The following is an 18,650-nucleotide window of genomic DNA, read 5'->3' as shown; positions in this document are numbered from 1 at the left end:
TTCTAGTTTTGCTCAGCCAAAGCGACGGCTTCACCGATATCGACCGACACTATGCGAGAAACCCCGGGCTCTTGCATAGTGACGCCTATCAGTTGCTCAGCCATCTCCATGGAGACCTTATTATGACTGATGTAAACGAACTGTACTGTGCTCGACATCTCTTTGACAAGAGAACAGAAGCGACCCACGTTCACTTCGTCGAGCGGTGCATCCACCTCATCCAGCAGACAGAAGGGCGCTGGATTGAGTCTGAAGATGGCAAAGACCAGCGCAAGGGCCGTCAACGCCTTCTCCCCCCCGGAAAGCAGGGCAATGGTAGCATTCTTCTTGCCCGGAGGTCTTGCCATGATGCTCACTCCGGCCTCCAAAAGATCGTCCGAGATCAACTCGAGCCAGGCACTGCCTCCCCCGAACACTTTTGGAAAGAGGGATTTTAAATCTTCGTTGACCTTATCGAAAGTGTCGCGGAAGCGTATTTGTGTTTCTTTATCAATTCTTTTAATGGCTTGGCTCAGGGTTTCGAGCGCTTGCTCCAGATCCTGGCACTGATTTTCCAGGTAGGTTGAGCGAGTTTTCGCCTCTTCATATTCCTCGAGCGCCGCCAGGTTGATGGCGCCAAGCGCTTCCACTTGCGCCTCCAGGGTCTGGATCTCCTGACGCAGCTTGCCGCGATCGGCGGCGATCAGCACGGCCTGATCGAGATCCACCAGCCGCACCCCGAGCTCCTCGAACTGCTCGTGCAGTCCCTGACGGCGGGTCAGGTTGCGCTCCCGCTCAAGCCGAAGCTGGGCCAGCTTCTCCTGCAGGGTCACCAGCTGCTTGTGATCCACACTGCGCGCCTGATCCAGCTCCTTCAATTGCCGCTCCAGTTCGCTGAGCCGCTGATGACAAGCCAGCTGCTGCGCCTCAAGTTGCTGCTGCTCGGCAAGCAGCGGGGAGAGATCCTGCAGCGCCTGTGCATCCGGCCCCTTGAGCTCCGCCAGTTCCAGCCCGAGGCGAGATAGCTCCTGCTCGCGCAAGGCGATGAGCTGCGACAGGTTTTGCTGCTCCAATTGCAGACGCTGACAGTCGGCCTGCTGCTGCTCTCGCCGTAGTCGCGCCTCCTCCTGCCCTCGCTCCGCCGTACCGACGCGCTCCTGGGCCAGTTGCAGTTCCTCGGCAAGCGCCTCCCCCTGCTCCTGCCGCTCGGCCAGTTGTGCCTCTTCCAGTTCGAGACGCTGGGACAGGGTGACGGCGCGCTGCGCCTCCTCTGCCTGCTCCTTATCGAGCCGAGCCAGCTCTTCGCCGAGCTGTCCCAAACGCTGCAAGCGCGCCTGGCGCTGACCTTCCTGCAGGCTCCAGGTTTCTCGCAGTTGCTGCCATTCTTGCTCTTGTTCCCGCAGGCGGCGCTGATCTAGCTCGAGGGCGCTGTGCAAGCTGGCGCGCGTCCCATCCCTCGTCCTCAACTCATCATCGAGATGAGCCAGCGCCTGGCGGCTCGTGTTCAATTCGGTGTGTAACCGCTCACGTTCTCCGAGCAACGCCAGGGTACCGAGGACCCCGCCCTCCCCAAGATCGGCCCAGTTAGAACCAAACCAATCTCCCTCGGGAGTAAGCACGGACTCACCGGCGCCAAGCCCGGCGAGGCGGGTCTGCGCCTCCTCCCGGTTTGCCACCAGCCAGATCGCGTTGAGGAAGGCGGGAATATGCATCCCTTCGATCCGGGCCGCCAGGGTTCCCGGTACCGGGGCCTGAGCCGGACCAATCCAGAGTCCGTTTTGCTCAAGGTTGCACAGATCCGCCGGCCGGGCGGTGAGCCAGCGGCCGAGTACCTTGTCCAGGGCCTGGGCCCAGTCGGGGGAGACCTGCAGTCGATCCGCCAGGGTATCTCCCTGCATCTGCTCTCCCAGGATCTGGCTGAGGGTGGTGAGGCGCGCCTCCAGCTCCCGTAATTGGCCCTGTTGCTCGCTCTGCCTGGCCTTGCACTCCTCATGACGGGCCACCGCCTCCTGCCACTGTGTCTCCTGCTCGGCGCAGCGCACACGGCTCAGCTCAAGTTCGGCAGTCAGCGTATCCAGCCTGGGCTGCAACGTCTCGTCCTCCCCACCGAGGGGGCCACCCTGCTCATCTTCCAGTTTGAGACGAGCCAACCGGGTCTTGGCTTGCAACTCCTGCAGACCACTCAATTCGACGCGGGTCTGGTTGAGCCGTCCCTGCGACTCGCCGATACGCTGCTGCCACTGCTGCTGTTGCTGGCGCGCTTGTTCCAGCCCTTCGCCGGCAGCCCGTCGCAGCCCTTGCTGATCAGTGAGCAACTGCTCACACTGCTCGAGGCGTGCCGAGGCCAGCTCCCCCTTGAGGACACCTTCGGCAAGCTGTGCCTGCTGACTCGCGAGCTGGACCTTGATCTCCTCTATACGCGTAGCCAAAGCCTGCCGTCTCTGTTGCCAGTCACGGCCCAGTTCGGTCTGATGCAGTTGTTGCTGTTCGAGGCGGGCGATGGCCTGACCACCGAGGAAGATCTGTTGCTGGCGGCTCGCCTGCTCGGCCTGGGCCTCCTGACGCGCCACCGACAGAGTGACGTGGCGCCCTTCATCGGCGGTACGCTTGGCATCGAGGGCCGCCAGCGCCTGCTCGGCCTGGGCCAGCTCGCTCTTGGCATCGCCAAGACGGGTCTCCAGCGCCCACAATTCGGAGCCAATGAGCTCGGCACGGGCGGCGCGACTGCGTTGTTTGAGCTGCTTGTAGCGTTCGGCAGTCTCGGCCTGGGCCTTGAGATGTTCGAGACGGGAACCCAGCTCGCCACGGATGTCGCCGAGCCGCTCCAGATTCTCCTGGGTATGACGGATGCGCTGTTCGGTTTCCCGGCGCCGCTCCTTGTAGCGGGAGACCCCGGCCGCCTCCTCCATGAACAGCTTGAGATCGGCAGGGCGGGACTCCACCAGCCGGCTGACGGTGCCCTGTTCGATGATGGCGTAGCTGCGAGGCCCGAGACCCGTGCCGAGGAAGAGATCGGTCACGTCCTTGCGGCGGCACTTCTGGCCGTTGATCTGGTAATGATTCGAGCCGTCGCGCAGCACTTCGCGGCGCACCGAGATCTCGGTAAAGCGGCCAAATTCACCGGGAACCCGGTTGTGGGGGTTGTCGAATACCAGTTCCACCGAGGCGCGGCCATGGGCACTGCGGTTGATGGAGCCGTTGAAGATGACGTCCGTCATGTTCTCGCCCCGCAGATGGCGGGCCGAGCTCTCTCCCAATACCCAGCGCACCGCGTCGATGACGTTGGACTTGCCGCAGCCGTTGGGCCCGACCACGGCGGTCATGTCGGCGCTAAGCTCGATGCGGGTCGGCTCTACAAACGACTTGAAACCGGCGAGTTTAATCAATTTCAGACGCATGAGGGCCTATCTGGGTAACGAAATGTCGAAGAGGCGGGCAGGCGACTTTACCAAATCAAAAGCTTGTTTGTAATATGCAGGCAGTTTCCCATTAACAGATGGAGCTCAGATGAGCCAATCCCCCAAGATGGTCAAAGACTCGGTCAGCGGTGCTGACTACTTCCTGCGCGGCTTTTCCCTCATCCGCCAGCCCGGGATCCGCACCTTCGTGATGATCCCGTTGCTGGTCAACGTGGTGCTGTTCGCCGGCGCCTTCTACGCGCTGCTACTGCAGCTGGACGGCCTGTTTGCCTGGCTGCATCAGCAGATCCCGTCCTGGCTCAGCTGGCTCGACTACCTGCTTTGGCCCATCGCCCTCATCACCATCCTGGTGGTGTTCTCCTTTATCTTCAGCTCGGTGACGAACTGGATAGCAGCCCCCTTCAATGGCCTGCTGGCGGAGAAGGTGGAACAGATCCTCACCGGCGAAACCATGAGCGACACCGGCATGCTGGACGTGGTCAAAGATGTGCCGCGCACCTTCGGCCGCGAGTGGACCAAGCTCAAGTACTATCTGCCCAAGGCCATCGGCTGCCTGATCCTGTTCCTCATCCCCGTGGTGGGCCAGACCCTGGCTCCCGTGCTCTGGTTCCTGTTTAGTGCCTGGATGATGGCTATCCAGTACGTGGACTACCCGTTCGACAACCACAAGATCGACTTCACCACCATGCGCGACGCCCTCAAGCAGCGTCGTGGCAAGTGCCTGAGCTTCGGTGCCCTGGTGACCCTCTTCTCCGCCATTCCGGTGGTGAACCTGTTCGTGATGCCGGTCGCCATCTGCGGCGCCACCGCCATGTGGGTGGATCAATACCGGGCCGAACAACTGCGCCGTTAACCGGTTCAGGCATAACCTAAAGTGGGGGCGAAAGCCCCCTTCTCATTACTTAATCTAATGCAATATCGACTATGCTTGCCGCGCCATTGCTGGATTGTTAGGATGCGGTCCTTTCTCGTCCCCTGGTATTACTCATGTTACATGCACTCTTCTTGCTCGGCCTGGTGGCCGAAGGGATGACCGGCGCGCTGGCGGCGGGTCGGCGACGGATGGATCTGTTTGGCGTAGTGATCATCGCCTCTGCCACCGCCATCGGTGGCGGCACCATCCGGGACGTGCTGCTGGGGCACTACCCATTGCTCTGGGTGGAACATCCCGAATATGTGCTGCTGGTGGCGGGCGCCGCCATGGTCGGGGTCATCTCGGCCCCCCTGATGCGCTATCTCGGCAAGCTGTTCATGGCGCTGGATGCGCTGGGACTGGTGGTCTTCTCCATCTTCGGGGCGGCCCGGGCGCTGGAGATGGGGCACGGTGCCGGCATCGCCTGCATCATGGCGGTAGTGACCGGGGTCTTCGGTGGCGTACTGCGGGATCTCCTGTGCCAACGCATCCCGCTGGTGTTTCGGCGCGAGCTCTATGCCGCCGTCTCCCTGGTCACGGCCGGGCTCTACTGTCTCGCGCTGGATCAGGGGCTCCCCAATGATTGGGCCGCCTTCGGTGCCCTGGGGATCGGCTTCGTGATGCGGCTGCTGGCGGTACGTTTCAAGTGGGGACTGCCTACCTTCAATTACCAGTACGCCACCCACTGAGCACGCCAGCTTCTGGCCAGAATGGGCGGATAACGACCAATAAAAAAAGCGCCGGAAGGCGCTTTTTTTATTGGGGGGGACGGCACGAATGCGCCTCAGTTGATCCCTTCCGAGCTGAAGAAGGTGGCCTTGTCGGCGATGAAACGCACCTGGATGTTCTTGCCATCCTTGCCCCAGAGGCAGCTGGTGGTGCCGAGCGCATCGTCGCAGCGATCCGCCTTGCCGAGCACGGTACTGGCTTCGGCATAACTCATGCCCACTTTCAACTTGTCGTAGTTCTCCCGGTTCAGCTTGCTGCAACCGGTCAACAACAGGGCGATCATTCCCCCGATCAGGATCTGCTTCATCTCTCTCTCCTCTGGCTAGTGACCAGAGCCTAGCAGTTGACGCCCCCTGATTGCCAGCATGGGTGGATTTCGAATGAAGCCCAACACGAAACCATCACGGCTCAGCGCGACCGCATTCGCTTACTATCACCAACTGCGGACGGGGCCGGTATCCAGGTGCACGAAGTTGTCGGATGGGTAGTAGCCGACGCCACCCACCTTGAGGTTGAGGGCCGCCTTGCGCAGGTGGGCCAGTTGCACCCCGGGAATGCGCACGTCCACCGCCTGCCCCAGGGTATGGTAGCTGTGCTTGGCTACCCCCCGGCTCTTGCGACGCTTCTGATTGTTCGTCTGAGGGGAGCGATAACCGGAGATCAGCTGGATTTCCCCTTTTCGCCCCAGCTTGTGCTGCAGCAGAAACAGTTGATCAAACAGCTTCTTATCGATATTAAACACTTCATTTCTGCGGTAATCGCGGAAGATATGATTAAGTTCTGCCAACCCATCGGTCAGATAGTGGCCGTTCTCCCAATAGCTGGCCTGCACCCGCTCGCCGGTATTGAGGTTGAAGAAGCTCAACTCTCGCCCCGAGGTACTGCGGCTCGCCATGGCGGGGAACGACAACAGGCTGGTGCCCATCAGGCAACCGGCCCCCAGCAGCAGACGGCGTCGGCTTATCTCTTGTTCCAGCATCCGTGGTCCGTCCATCGCATATTTAAGTGGATTTGATGAGTAATCTTGATGTCGACGCCTGAAATTACCCAGCGCTCCTCCCCATGTCAAACCACAATCGGCCATGAAAAAGCCCGGCACTGGCCGGGCTTTTCACTCTGTGGCTGAGATCACAACAGCCGGCTCTGGAAGCTGACTCGATCAAATCCGTAGATGTCGTTGCGCAGTTGCTGGCGCCCCTCGTCGTCGATCCAGCTGCTCCAGTAGACGGTAAACACCGGGATCGGGGTGGTCAAGGGCAGCCATTTGGTCTGGGTATACTTCAAGATATTGGCGACCTTGTCCGGCTGATAGCGGGAATCGGTCAGCAGCAGCTCCGCCAGATCGTCCGCATGCTCCACCCGGATGCAACCCGAGCTGAAAGCGCGCGCCCCCTGCTCGAACAGGGACTTGCGCGGCGTCGAGTGCAGGTAGATGGCATCGTTGTTCGGCAGATAGAACTTGTAGCGACCGAGGGCGTTGTGATCGCCCGGCTTTTGCCGCAAGCGATAGGGGAAGCCGGAGGCCAGCGCATGGTGCCAGCCATCCTCGCTGAACTGCACCGGATTGCCGTCACCGTCGATCACCTCGAACTGCTCCCGATCCAGATAAGCCGGATCCCGTCCGAGTTTTGGCAGTATGTCCTTGCTCAGAATGGAGCGTGGCACGTGCCAGGCGGGATTGAGGACGATGGAGCGGATCTCGCTCGCGAGAATGGGGGTGGCCCGCTGCTCCTTGCCGACGATGACCCGGCTGGTGAATACCTCGTTGCCGGACTCCACCACGCTCAGGCGGTAATCCGGGATATTGACCAGCACGTAGCGGTTGGCAAGGTGATCCACCAGATCCCGGCGCCAGAGGTTGCGCAGCAGCAGGCTGGCGCGCACCTGGGGCCCGGTATTGAGCCAGGAGCGGGTCTGGCGACCGATGATGCCGTCAGCGGTCAGGCCGTGGCGGCGCTGGAACTGCTTGATGGCAGCTTCGGTTGCGTCGTCGTAGATGACTTCATCATCGCTCGGGGCACCATCCCCCAACGCATTGAGGATGGCGCGGATCTGGCCAAGCTCGGTCGAGCTCTCCCCCGCACGCAGGGTCGGTATGTCGAGGCTGGGCCACTGTCTGGCCATGGGCATGGCCAGCAACTTGCGCACCTCTTCGCGCACCGCGTCGTACTCGGCCACCTGGGGTCTGAGCTGTTTGACCCGGTCCAGCAGATTGTCACCTTCAGGCACGTCGGTCAGGGGCTTGTTCAAATTGAGCTTCTGGGTCTGCATCTGCTCACGGGCGACCAGATCCATGGCACGCCAGGCCTGCTGGAAGCGAGCCAGCTTGGCAAAGATCTCATCGTAGAGGGCACCGCGCTTGTCGCTCGGGGTCTTCTGCAACTGCTGCCAGAGCCGGTAGAAATCCGGATGCAACTGGGCAAGCACCGCTTCCTGCAGCTGGCTCTCCAGCTCCTGACGTGCCTGCTCGGCCTCGCTATCCTGATACCAGTCGTGCTGAATACCGGGGCTGGCCACCACGACCTGTTCCGTGTTGGCATGGGCCATCCCCGCCGGCCAGCAGCCGAGCCAGATAAGATTTGCCAATGCCAGCCAATGCTTCTTCCCCATGCTTACCTCAAATCGGTTCAATTTGGCCTGTCAGGCGCCGCGGTCAGGCACCCATGATGCGTGAATGGCAATGACTTTGCCAGCGGGCGACAACCTGATGCTAACGGGCCAGGGCGTAGCGGCGCCATATCTGCCCATGCTCCGCACTCCGGCTGACGTCGCCAAGCGCCTGATCAAATCTCGCCACAAAATCAGCCGACAGAGTCTGCTTGCTCAGCATGAAATAGGTCGGCATCTCATAAACCGACATCCCGTGAGGACTGATGCCCTTCTCCAGCCCCTCTCTCTTCAGACCCCAGGGGGTCGCCAGGCTATCCCCGAGAAACCCATCAATCCGCCGAAGCTGCAGCTTGCGATAGTTTTGCGCATCATTAACGGCGCTCACCTGATGCCGGTAATCCTGCAGCAGGGCGGTCACCCCGCTCCCGTAGTAGAACTCCTTGGTGACCCCGAGCTGATGCCCCTTGGCCAGCCAGCGCCTCAGATCCGGCGTGTCATCCATGTCGGCACTGCGAACCCAGAGCCGGGTACGCCCAGGGTTGTAAGCCTTGGAGAACCAGGCATAGCGGGCCCTGTCCTCATAGAAGTAAGCCTCCATGGCGATGTCCAGCCTGCCCTGTTCCAGGTCCTGCAACACCCGCTTCCAGGGACGCTCCACATAGGTCAGGCGACAGCCCAGCCTAGTGGCGATGGCATTGAGATAGTCCACCGCAAAGCCGCGCAACTGCCGCTTGCCACCCTGCTGGTGATAATAGTGGTAAGGGGGCCAGTCATCGAAACCGACCCGCAGGGGGGAGGAACAGAGGGATTGCGCCCACGGGGATGAAACCGGCAGACAACAGAGCAGACAAAGGAGGGGCAGTCTCATGAGTCATCCTTGACGACGAAGCGCGCTATCTTAGCGCTGCGGCGGTCAAATGACGACAGTTCCTGCCACAGCAATGAGCAAAATCAGTCAGTTGACTGATAATCTCTCAGCCATGTAAGCCTCCGGCATGACATGAGCAGAAGGTGAAGAGAGAGGTGCCATCCGTTTCCCTAATGGCATTTGGCGAGCAGGGTTATCGGGGTTAATATGTGAGCAAATATATTTTTGTGATCCACTATGCTTTTTTTGCAATTGGATTAGCATATGCGCGAAATCTGCCTACCCATCCGTCAGGCGTCGAGTGAGTAATATGACCTACAAAAAGTTCGGTTTTCTGGCAGCCATCATGGCACTGAGTGGCTTTTATCTTTATACCCTCTATCTGGCCGCTCACCCCAATGTGAGCCTGGCTTACAAGCTCTATTACCTGGAAGGCAAGACCCGCTTCTGGGAACACAATTCCAGCATGACCTACCAGCCGGGCAACGAACTCAACCTGACCAAGCCGAGCCGCTTCCTCTCAAGCGAAGGCTGGGCCAAGAAACCGAGCGCCGAAGGGACCGAACTCAGTGGTCAGGGCGGCCTCTATTTCGTCCTCCCCAAGCAGCAGGCGCAACCAGAACAACTCACCATCCAGGCGCGGATCAACAGCCCGGAAGCGGGGGCCTTGCTCAAGGTGGCCCTGGGCCACGATTTCACCACCACTGTCAAACTGGCCAAGGCGGGCATCAACGAGATCCGGCTCAGCCTGCCGGGGGATTCCCTGACCGCCGATCCCAAGCGCCCCAATTTCCTGGCTCTGTCTGCCCCGACGCCACTCAACGTGCAGTCCGTGCGCCTGACCGTGGCACAGTGAAGACAAAAATCTAAAAATCAGCCGTTAAACGTGATTTTCTAATAAGGAAGTTCCCATGTCGCATGCCGATTTTCGACTCTCTCTGGTCGTGCCCGTTTATAACGAGGAAGAGAGCATAGACGCCTTCATTAGCGCGATAGATGACGAACTGGCCCCGCTCAAAGACCAGCTTGAAATCGTGTTCGTCAACGATGGCAGCCGCGATCGTACCCGCGAGGTGGTCGAACAGGCCATCGCTCGCGACCCCCGCGTTACCTTGGTCAACCTGGCCCGCAACTTCGGTAAAGAAGCCGCCATGACCGCTGGCCTGCATGAGGCCAAGGGCGATGCCATCGTCCCCATGGACGTGGATCTGCAAGATCCCCCCGCCCTCATTCTGGAATTCGTCAAACTGTGGCAGACCGGTGGCTATGACACCGTCTACGGCATCCGGGTGGATCGCAGCGCCGACACTCCGATGAAACGCCTCACCGCCGGTGGTTTCTACCGCTTCTTCAATGCGCTCTCCACCAGCACCAAGCTGCCGGAGAACGCCGGTGACTTCCGGCTGATCGATCGCAAGGTGGTCGAGGCCCTCAAGCTACTGCCGGAGCGCAACCGCTTCATGAAGGGACTGTTTGCCTGGGCCGGTTTCCGCGCCGTGGGCGTGCCCTATGAGCGCCCTGCCCGCCACGCCGGTGAGACCAAGTTCAACTACTGGAAACTGTGGAACTTCGCCCTCGATGGGCTGATGAGCTTCTCCAGCTGGCCCCTGCGGGTATGGAGCTATGTGGGGGTCGGTGTCTCCTTCATCGCCTTCCTCTACATCCTCAAGATCCTGGCCCAAGTGCTGTTCTTTGGCATCGACGTCCCCGGTTACGCCTCCCTGATGTCGGTGATGCTGTTCCTCGGCGGCATCCAGCTGCTCTCCCTTGGCATCATCGGCGAATACATTGGCCGCATGTTCGTCGAGGTGAAGCAGCGCCCTGTCTACCTCATCGAGGGGGTCTACGGCCAGTACGCCAAAGACAAACAAGCTGATGCAGGCAAACCACAGGATGGCGCCGAACAGCAGGACAAGCAGGAGCCGGCGCCTCAATGATCTCCCGCGAGGAATTCTGGCGTCTGGTTCGCTTCGGTTTCGTCGGCGGGGGGGCTACCCTCGTCGATCTGGGCACCTCGTTCGCGCTGTTTCACAACTGGCCGGATATTTCCGAACACCTGGTGACCACCCTCGCCTTCGGGGTGGCCTTCTGGTTCTCCTTCTTCGGCCATCGCTACATCACCTTCCAGAAGCAGGGGGCGGCCGGCAAGTTCCTGCTGGTGGCGCTCTTCTCCCTGGCGGTGCGCAACCTGCTCCTGAGCGGCCTGCTGTTTGCCGGCCTCTCCGGCCTGCTGCCCGTGGTCATTGCCACCCTGGCCGTGACCATACTCACCTACCTTCTCTCTCGCGTCTGGGTATTTGCCTGATGAATGACATGACAACACCCGTTCCCGCAGCCGCGGGACCCTATCGCCCGTCCCTGGCCATCAGCGGCCGCGACTGGCTGATCATCATCGCCGCCTTCGTACTGAGCCGGGCCGCCCTCTACGGCATGGGCTACTTCGGCGTCCAGCTCTACGGCGCCCCCGGTATCGGCCCGCTGCAGGCCTATTGCCAGTTTGACTGCGTCTGGTTCCAGCGCATCATCGAAAACGGCTACGACCTCTACCCTCGCTGGCTCAGCAAGGGCAATGCGGCGAACTGGGCCTTCATGCCCCTCTACCCCATGCTGTCCGGTGGTCTCTCCAACCTGCTCAACGTCGAGAGCCTGATCGGCCTGATGCTGGTGACCAACATCGCCTTCTTCTTCTCCCTGCCGGCCATGCTGCTGGTGCTGCGCCAGCTCAAGCTGGGGGATGATACCGCCCGTTTCGGGGTCTGGCTGCTGGCCTTCTCCCCCTTCTCCGCCTACTTCGTCTCCGGGTACGGCGAGTCCATGTTCATGCTCTTCATGCTGCTCATGTTCCTGTTCGCCTACCGTGAGCAGTGGCTGCTGGTCGGCGTCATCGGCATCTTCATCTCCAGCACCCGCAACCTCGGGGTAATGATGGTGTTCCCGGTGCTGATCCTGGCACTGCAGGCCTATGGCTGGCGCGAGTTCTTCCGCTTCACCGAGCGGGCCTTCAAGGTGGTGTTCAGCATCTGGCTCATCCCGCTTGGCCTCTTCTCCTACATGGTCTTCCTGTATCACCTCACCGGGGATGCCTTCGCCTTCAAGCACATCCAGGTGGCCTGGGGCCGCTACATGGATAGCCCGCTGGACTGGTGGCTGAGCGGATTCGAGCTCGGTGGTCGCAAGGCCTACCTCTCCATCATGGTGATCTTCGGCTGGTGTCTGAACCTCTACCTGTTCAGCCAGAAGCGCTGGGCCGAGGCGACCCTGATGTTCATCTGCTGCACCATACCGCTGATGACCGGGCTCAACGCCATGCCCCGCTACATGTTCGGTCTCTACCCGACCCTGCTGGCCATCATCTTGCTGACCCATCGCTGGCCCGCCCTGCGCCCGGCGGTGCTCTGCGTCAGTGGCATGGTCGCCTCCTTCATCGCGGTGGCCTTCGTCAACTTCAAGTTCTTCACCGTCTGACGATCCCCCGCCCCCAAAAAATGCCGGTCCATGGACCGGCATTTTTTATGGCTGCCATCTTTGGGCAGGCATCACAGTTTCCCGAGCTTGAAAACGTAACCATTTGAACTCACCTCACAAATCGGGATTTTCCCGATCCAGCCCCTCCCCTCGGCCCCCTAGAATGAGCGCTCAACGGAATTTCATTCGCTCACTCTCAGCTCAAGGAATGGCTTATGCGTCTCGCCCCTCGCCCCTCGCCCCTCTGGCTCGCCCTGCTGGCTGCCCCCCTGTTTGCCAGTCAGGCTCTGGCAGCTTCACCAGTGCAGCTCTATGTGGATGGCAAGCCGGTCGCCGGGGAACTGGCGCTGGACAAGGGTACCGTCAGCCTGACCCACAAGCTCGACAAGGGCAGCCACCAGATCCGCATCGGCGATGCCGCCAACAGCTGCGGCACCAGCTTCGGCCCGAGCGAAAACAAAGCGCTCCCCTTTGGCACCGCCCAACCCATGGACAAGTGCGCCAAGGAGAACAGCTTCACCCTACGGGTCATGCTGGCGGGAGACTACGAGTTCACCTTCAACCCGGATACCCCCAGCCTCAAGGTACTAAGAGCCACCAAGAAGAGCGAGTTCAAGCGTCAGCCACCGGAGGAGCCCTGCATCGCCTGGGACGGCGGCCCGGTCACTGTCTCATTGAAAGGAGTCTGGCCCGATGGCACCCGGTTGCGGGATGCGTATTCAAAACAGGAGGCAGTGGTCAAGGGTGGCAAGCTCACCTTGACCCCGAGCGCCGAAAGCGGCGGTTTGCTGCTGCTCGAACCGGTGGCGGCGGTCAAGGCCGAACCCTTCAACTGGGATGAGGCCAGCGTCTATTTCCTGCTGACCGACCGCTTCCACAACGGGGATCCCAGCAATGATCACAGCTTCGGCCGCCAGAAGGATGGCCAGGATGAGGTCGCCACCTGGCACGGCGGCGACTTCAAGGGGTTGACCGAGAAGCTCGACTACATCAAGAGCCTCGGCATGAACGCCATCTGGATCACCCCCATGGTGGAGCAGGTACACGGCTTCATCGGCGGCGGCGAGCAGGGCAACTTCCCCTTCTACGCCTACCACGGCTACTGGGCGCTGGACTTCACCAAAATCGACCCCAACTATGGCGACGAGGAGAGCCTCAGGACGCTGGTGGACGAGGCTCACAAGCGTGGCATGCGCATCATCCTCGACGTGGTGATGAACCACGCCGGTTATGCCACCCTGGCGGACTTGCATGATCTCGGCCTCACCGACCTTGCCCAGAACACCGGCAAACTCCCCGCCCGCTGGAACGACTGGCGCCCAAGCGGCGGCCTCAACTGGCATGGCTACAACCAGTTCATCGACTATCAATCGAATGACTGGAACAAGTGGTGGGGCCCGGACTGGGTGCGGGCCGGTCTGCCCGGCTATCCCCAACCCGGTACCGACGATGTGACGGGCACGGTGGCGGGCCTGCCGGACTTCCTGACCGAGTCGACCAGGCCGGTGGGGCTGCCGCCGCTGCTGGCGGCCAAAAAAGACACCGGCGCCAAGGCGCTGCCCGATGCCAGCGTGAGCGACTATCTCATCGCCTGGCACACCGACTGGGTGCGCCGCTTTGGCATCGACGGCTTCCGGGCCGATACCGTCAAGCACCTGGAGCCGGCGGTCTGGGCCAAACTCAAGCAGGCAGGCACGGCGGCCCTTCAAGAGTGGAAGGCGGCTAACCCCACCAAGGCCCTCGACAATCTGCCTTTCTACATGGTGGGGGAGGTGTGGGATCACGGGGTCTCCAAGGACTTCTGGTACCAGAACGGCTTCGATTCCCTGATCAACTTTGACTATCAGCGCGAGTTCGCCCTGCCCCAGGCCCAGTGCCTGGCTGGCGCCGAGCCCACCTACGCCAGCTATGCCAGCCGCATCAATCAGGATCCGGAGTTCAACGTGCTGAGCTACATCAGCTCCCACGACACCAAGCTGTTCTTCGGCGACTATCAGGACGTGCCGCTGCAGCGGCGGGTCGCCAGCAGCTTCATGCTGCTGCCGGGCGGCATCCAGCTCTACTACGGGGATGAGTCCGGTCGCGGGCTGGCCAAGGATGGGGGCGTGTTCGATCAGGCCCTGCGCTCCGACATGAACTGGCAGGAGCTGGCGAGCGGCGACAAGGCGGAGCTGGTCAAGCACTGGCAGCGCCTCGGTCAGTTCCGCGCCGCCCACCCGGCGGTGGCGGCAGGCAGCCACAAGAAGCTCTCGGATGCCCCCTACAGCTTCGTGCGCGAGAAAGGGGCCGACAAGGTGGTGGTGGTCTTCGCCGGCCGGGCCAAATAGTCGACACTGCAACCATGAAAAAAGGGGAGCCATCGGCTCCCCTTTTTTATGCTGCCATCACAACGATTGGCGGGATTTTGCAGGCCATTGCAGCCGCGCCTTGACCAAGGTCTCCTGCCACAGGGGCCAGGCCAGCAGGGCCTGCTGATAGATACCGGCCTGGCCGGGCAGCCCGATGCCGTAGCTCGCCAACCGATAGGCCATCACCGCATAGAAGGCATCGATGATCCCCGCCTCGCCAAAGTAGAAGTCTCCCCTCGCCTGGGACCAGATGGTCTGCAGCCGGGCCAGCTCGACGAGCACCTCCACCGGTGGCTCACTCTGGGTTGGCGCTCCCAGGAAAAACGGCAGGCGGCTGCGGATCTGGCCAAAGCCCGCATGCAGCTCGGCGCACAGGCTGCGGGCCAGAGCCCGCTCGGCCACGCTCACCGGATAGAGGTGGCGTTCTGGACAGCGTTCATGCAGGTACTCGGCGATGGCGAGGGAGTCGTGAATGCGCAGCTCACCGTCATCGAGCCAGGGCACCAGCCCGGTCGGCGAGACCCGCTTCAGCCGCGCCACCTCCCTGGCGTCTTCCAGATCGAATACCTGCTCCTGCCAGGCCAGTCCGCTCAGACCGAGCACCATGGACGCGCGCATCGCCCAGGTGGAACCCGTACCTACCGTCAAAACCAGGGATCCCATGTTTTCCTCCTGCTTGGGTTATGGATGAGCGCGTGCGCCCCGCGGGCACGACATCTCACGGTCGTCTCACATTTGCGCGTATGCGGGTTTGACCCCATATGGGCAGGGTGCTAGTTTGATTTTTCAAAACAAACAGTTAGCCATGATGTGAGCAATGGACAGCCAATTTACCATCTGCATCGCAGATGACCACCCCCTGTTTCGGGGCGCACTCTATCAAGCGGTGCACCTAGCCATCGACGATGCCCAACTGCTGGAAGCCGACTCCATCGACAGCCTGACCCATCTGCTGGGGGATCACCCCGAAGTGGATCTGTTGCTGCTCGATCTCAAGATGCCGGGGGCCAATGGTTTCGAAGGACTCGCCTATCTGCGCGGCCAATACCCGGATCTGCCCGTGGTGGTGGTCTCCGCCTCCGAGGATCCCGCCATCATCAACCAGGTGCTGCTCCTCGGCGCCCTCGGTTTCATCCCCAAATCCGTGCCCATGAAGGAGCTGGTCAGCGCCCTCAATACGGTGATCGGTGGCGATAACTGGGTGCCGGAGGGGATCTCCCTGCAGCCCGAGCCTGTCGACGGATCCGATCTCGCCAGCAGGCTCGCCAGCCTCACGCCACAGCAGTACAAGGTGCTGATCATGTTGCGAGACGGCAGTCTCAACAAGCAGATCGCCTGGGAGCTCAACGTCTCCGAGGCCACCATCAAGGCCCATATCACCGCCATCTTCAGGAAGCTCGGGGTCAAGAATCGCACCCAGGCGGTCATCGCATTGCAGCAGCTGGGGATCAAGGACGACTGAGACTGCCCGGGTCCATGACCTGGACTCCTCCGCTCGACAAATAGTACGGTCGTACTTTATGCTGCCAGCGACAGCGAGGAGAGATCATGAGCAAGGGCCGACTGACCCGGGAAAACATTTTGCAGACCGCCTTCGAGCAAGCCAGCCTGCAAGGGCTGGAGAGCCTGACCATAGGGTCGCTGGCCAGTGCCTGCGAGATGTCAAAGAGCGGCCTGTTCGCCCACTTCCAGTCCAGGGACAACCTGCAGGTCGCCGTGCTCACCTACTCCGCCGAGGTGTTCAGGGAGCGGGTGATCCAGCCGGTGCGCCGTCAGCACCACCAGACCCAGCAGAGCAAGCTGGTGGCCCTTTTGCAGGCTTGGCTCGCCTGGAACCAAAGCTTCGTAGGCCGCTGCATGTTCCTCGACGCCTGGACCTCGGCCCAGGAGGGGGCCGTTCAACAGTCGGCCCGACAGCTGGTACGCTTCTGGCTCGACTACCTGGCCCGCCAGGTGGTACAGGGTCAGGCCAGCGGTGAGTGGCGCGCAGATCTCGATCCCTGGCGCGCCGTCTACCGGCTCTATGGCCTCTATCTCGGGGATCAGGTGTTCAATGCCCTGGATTTGTGTCAGGATCCCGCCAGCCACTTCTGGCCCGAGGTGGAAAATCTGCTGATGAGCTGGCGCTAGTTTTTAAAAACCCACAAAAAAGCACGACCGTTCGCACATAAAAACCACAGGATGACCATGAGCAGCAAAATCTATTTCAACACCCGCCGCTTCAGCCCGAGCAAGCTGTTGCTGGGGCTGGGCACCCGCTTGCACCACGTGCTGGCTCCCGCTCACGCCCGCCGTACCGCCAGCAAGCTGCTGCTCACCCCGCAGCGGGCCGGTCGCGATGCCACGGCCCCCGATGGCCTGGTGCAGCAGGCCGTGCACACCAGCGAGGGCACCCTGATGAGCTACCGCCTCGGTCAGGGCCCGGTCTGGCTGCTGATGCACGGCTGGTCCGGCAGCGCCAGCCAGTTCTACCCCCTGATGAGCCACATCGCCGCCCAGGGGTTCACCGCCCTGGCCTACGATCACCCCGCCCACGGCCAGAGCGAGGGCCACACCGGCCATCTGCCCCGCTTCGTGCGCGCCTTCGACGAGCTGCTCGAACGCTTCGGCCCCATCGAGGGGGTCATCACCCACAGCATGGGGGGCGCAGTGACCCTGGCAAGCCGCCACCCGGCCCTCGACCCCCTGCCGCTGCTGCTCATCTCCCCGGTGCTCGATTACGTGCCCCAGCTCTACGGCATGGTGGCCCGCTCCGGCTACTCCATCCGGCTGTTCGATGCGGTGGTCAAGGAGATAGAACGAGAGTACCAGCACCCCCTCAGCACCGTGGATCCCATGGGCAGGCTGGCCGATCGCGACGGGGTTTCTCTCATCGTCCACGACGAGGAGGACAGGTTCGCTCCCCATGGGGATTCGCTGCGGGCGGCCGAGGACGGGCACTGCCGGCTGGTGAGCACCCGGGGGCTCGGCCATGGCCGCATCCTCGCCAGCCCCCCGGTGTTTGCAGCCTTTGACGAGCTGAGCCAGGCCCGCGCCTAGGGCTGGCCCCGTCCCGGCAATGGGCCGCCAACCCTGTCGTAAAAAATGATATGTCGGCCCATTTTTATATTTGATACAGCGTCTTATAGTTAAATCGTGCGGTGGCAACAATAAGGCGCAATCCCATGGCCAGACCCAACACAGCTCTCCTGTTGACCGGTGGTGGTGCTCGCGCCGCCTATCAGGTGGGTGTCCTCAAGGCGGTGGCCGAGCTCTACCCCCGCAACATCGGCATCCCCTTTCCCATCCTGTGCGGCACCTCGGCAGGTGCCCTCAACGTCACGGCACTGGCCTGCTACGCCTCCTGTTTCCATCTGGGGGTGCGCAAGCTGGAGTGGGTCTGGCGCCGCTTCGAGACCCACCACATCTTCGACTTCCACCCCTGCCAGTTGCTGTGGCGCACCCTCTACCAGGGATCCGCCGGTCTCATCAGCGCGGACAACAACCGCGCCTTCCACCTGTTCGACAACGCCCCATTGCGCCGCCTGCTGGAGCAGGTCATCGACTATCACCGCATCGATGACAACATCCTCTACGGCAGCCTGGAGGCCATCGCCATCACCGCCTCCGACTACGATGACGGCCTCTCCACCACCTTCTTTCAGGGCCGCGCCGAGCATCAACCCTGGGAGCGAGCCAGACGGCGCGGCCTGCGTACTCTGCTCACCTCGGATCACCTGCTCGCCTCCGCCGCCCTGCCCTTCGTCTTCCCGGCCACCCGCATCGGCGAGCGTTTCTACGGGGATGGTTCCATCCACCAGCTGAGTCCTCTGAGCCCCGCCATCCACCTGGGGGCAGAGCGGATCCTGCTGGTGACCCTGGACAGTCCGGGCCAGATCAATCAGGCCCCCCGTCAGGGCCATCTGACCAGCTCCAACATCGCGGGCCATCTGCTCAACACCGTCTTCTCCGACACCCTCAACTCGGATCTGGAGCGGCTCGGGCGCATCAACCAGACCCTCTCCCTCATTCCTGAGCGGGAGCGCAATCGCCTCAGGCTGCGCCAGGTGGAGACCTGCGTCATCCGGCCGAGCCAGGATCTGGATCTTGTCGCCCTCGACTATCTGCACAAGTTGCCGACCCAATTGCGCCGCCTGCTGCGGGTGCTCGGCGTAAACGGCCACGAGAGCAGCAGCCTGGCCAGCTTCCTGATGTTCTATCCGGGTTATTGTCAGCAGTTGATCCAGCTTGGCTATCAGGATGCCCTGAACGAGCGCCAGCGGATCGAGGCCTTCCTGGATATCGAAGAGCCGGTGCGAGAGGAAGCCTGAGGAGCCGCC

The 18,650-nt window shown here is 61.7% G+C and carries 17 protein-coding genes; 11 read left to right on the top strand and 6 right to left on the bottom strand.

The genetic code is table 11. From position 1 onward, the window contains the following. Positions 1-2: 2 nt before the first annotated feature. Positions 3-3,377, bottom strand: a complete 3,375-nt coding sequence (locus VZC39_RS05355; protein WP_434666364.1) for an AAA family ATPase — start codon at positions 3,375-3,377, stop codon at positions 3-5. Positions 3,378-3,486: 109 nt separating this feature from the next. Between VZC39_RS05355 and cysZ the strand changes: the two genes are divergently transcribed. Together cysZ and VZC39_RS05345 are read left to right on the top strand one after the other, a co-directional pair. Beyond that, positions 3,487-4,251, top strand: coding sequence for a sulfate transporter CysZ (gene cysZ, locus VZC39_RS05350; RefSeq protein WP_349921404.1), 765 nt, complete (start codon positions 3,487-3,489; stop codon positions 4,249-4,251). Between the two features lie 134 nt (positions 4,252-4,385). Next, positions 4,386-5,000 (top strand): trimeric intracellular cation channel family protein, encoded by a 615-nt coding sequence (locus VZC39_RS05345; protein ID WP_042639652.1) that lies wholly within the window; start codon positions 4,386-4,388, stop codon positions 4,998-5,000. A 95-nt stretch (positions 5,001-5,095) separates the two neighbouring features. Here VZC39_RS05345 and VZC39_RS05340 read toward each other — a convergent pair whose 3' ends face one another. The 4 genes from VZC39_RS05340 to VZC39_RS05325 form a co-directional block, all read right to left on the bottom strand. Continuing rightward, positions 5,096-5,347 (bottom strand): DUF3862 domain-containing protein, encoded by a 252-nt coding sequence (locus tag VZC39_RS05340; RefSeq protein ID WP_349921403.1) that lies wholly within the window; start codon positions 5,345-5,347, stop codon positions 5,096-5,098. Positions 5,348-5,473: 126 nt separating this feature from the next. After that, the gene (locus tag VZC39_RS05335; protein ID WP_349921402.1) at positions 5,474-6,019 is read right to left on the bottom strand and encodes a DUF882 domain-containing protein; all 546 of its coding nucleotides are present in this window, start codon (positions 6,017-6,019) and stop codon (positions 5,474-5,476) included. Between the two features lie 149 nt (positions 6,020-6,168). Continuing rightward, entirely contained in the window at positions 6,169-7,650 is a 1,482-nt protein-coding gene (locus VZC39_RS05330) for a L,D-transpeptidase family protein (RefSeq protein WP_349921401.1), read from the bottom strand. 100 nt (positions 7,651-7,750) lie between these two features. Then, positions 7,751-8,518 carry a substrate-binding periplasmic protein gene (locus VZC39_RS05325; RefSeq protein ID WP_349921400.1) on the bottom strand — a complete coding sequence of 256 codons (768 nt, stop codon included), beginning with the start codon at positions 8,516-8,518 and terminating at the stop codon, positions 7,751-7,753. Positions 8,519-8,828: 310 nt separating this feature from the next. Here VZC39_RS05325 and VZC39_RS05320 point away from each other — a divergent pair, with 310 nt between their 5' ends. From VZC39_RS05320 to VZC39_RS05300, 5 genes are all read left to right on the top strand, one after another. After that, the gene (locus VZC39_RS05320) at positions 8,829-9,374 is read left to right on the top strand and encodes a hypothetical protein (protein ID WP_349921399.1); all 546 of its coding nucleotides are present in this window, start codon (positions 8,829-8,831) and stop codon (positions 9,372-9,374) included. A gap of 55 nt (positions 9,375-9,429) precedes the next feature. After that, entirely contained in the window at positions 9,430-10,455 is a 1,026-nt protein-coding gene (locus tag VZC39_RS05315) for a glycosyltransferase family 2 protein (protein WP_349921398.1), read from the top strand. Next, positions 10,452-10,823, top strand: a complete 372-nt coding sequence (locus VZC39_RS05310) for a GtrA family protein (RefSeq protein ID WP_349921397.1) — start codon at positions 10,452-10,454, stop codon at positions 10,821-10,823. Before VZC39_RS05315 ends, VZC39_RS05310 begins: the two co-directional genes overlap by 4 nt. Then, positions 10,823-11,983: a hypothetical protein gene (locus tag VZC39_RS05305; protein WP_349921396.1), complete on the top strand. Its 1,161-nt coding sequence runs from the start codon at positions 10,823-10,825 to the stop codon at positions 11,981-11,983. Before VZC39_RS05310 ends, VZC39_RS05305 begins: the two co-directional genes overlap by 1 nt. Positions 11,984-12,198: 215 nt before the next feature. After that, positions 12,199-14,310 carry an alpha-amylase gene (locus tag VZC39_RS05300; protein WP_434666358.1) on the top strand — a complete coding sequence of 704 codons (2,112 nt, stop codon included), beginning with the start codon at positions 12,199-12,201 and terminating at the stop codon, positions 14,308-14,310. A gap of 57 nt (positions 14,311-14,367) precedes the next feature. Here VZC39_RS05300 and VZC39_RS05295 read toward each other — a convergent pair whose 3' ends face one another. Continuing rightward, positions 14,368-14,994, bottom strand: a complete 627-nt coding sequence (locus tag VZC39_RS05295) for a glutathione S-transferase (protein ID WP_434666355.1) — start codon at positions 14,992-14,994, stop codon at positions 14,368-14,370. A gap of 154 nt (positions 14,995-15,148) precedes the next feature. Here VZC39_RS05295 and VZC39_RS05290 point away from each other — a divergent pair, with 154 nt between their 5' ends. The 4 genes from VZC39_RS05290 to VZC39_RS05275 all read left to right on the top strand — a co-directional run bounded on the left by VZC39_RS05290 (position 15,149) and on the right by VZC39_RS05275 (position 18,641). Next, a complete protein-coding gene (locus tag VZC39_RS05290) occupies positions 15,149-15,793 on the top strand; it encodes a response regulator (RefSeq protein ID WP_434666353.1) in 645 nt (214 codons plus the stop codon). An 86-nt stretch (positions 15,794-15,879) separates the two neighbouring features. Beyond that, positions 15,880-16,461: a TetR/AcrR family transcriptional regulator gene (locus tag VZC39_RS05285; RefSeq protein WP_434666350.1), complete on the top strand. Its 582-nt coding sequence runs from the start codon at positions 15,880-15,882 to the stop codon at positions 16,459-16,461. A gap of 57 nt (positions 16,462-16,518) precedes the next feature. Further along, positions 16,519-17,370 carry an alpha/beta hydrolase gene (locus VZC39_RS05280; RefSeq protein ID WP_434666348.1) on the top strand — a complete coding sequence of 284 codons (852 nt, stop codon included), beginning with the start codon at positions 16,519-16,521 and terminating at the stop codon, positions 17,368-17,370. Between the two features lie 125 nt (positions 17,371-17,495). After that, positions 17,496-18,641 (top strand): patatin-like phospholipase family protein, encoded by a 1,146-nt coding sequence (locus tag VZC39_RS05275; RefSeq protein WP_434666345.1) that lies wholly within the window; start codon positions 17,496-17,498, stop codon positions 18,639-18,641. Positions 18,642-18,650: the final 9 nt, after the last annotated feature.

Source organism: Aeromonas sp. NJAU223, assembly GCF_051125555.1.
Taxonomy (GTDB): domain Bacteria; phylum Pseudomonadota; class Gammaproteobacteria; order Enterobacterales; family Aeromonadaceae; genus Aeromonas; species Aeromonas veronii_G.
This window is presented reverse-complemented; position numbering and strand designations above follow the sequence as displayed.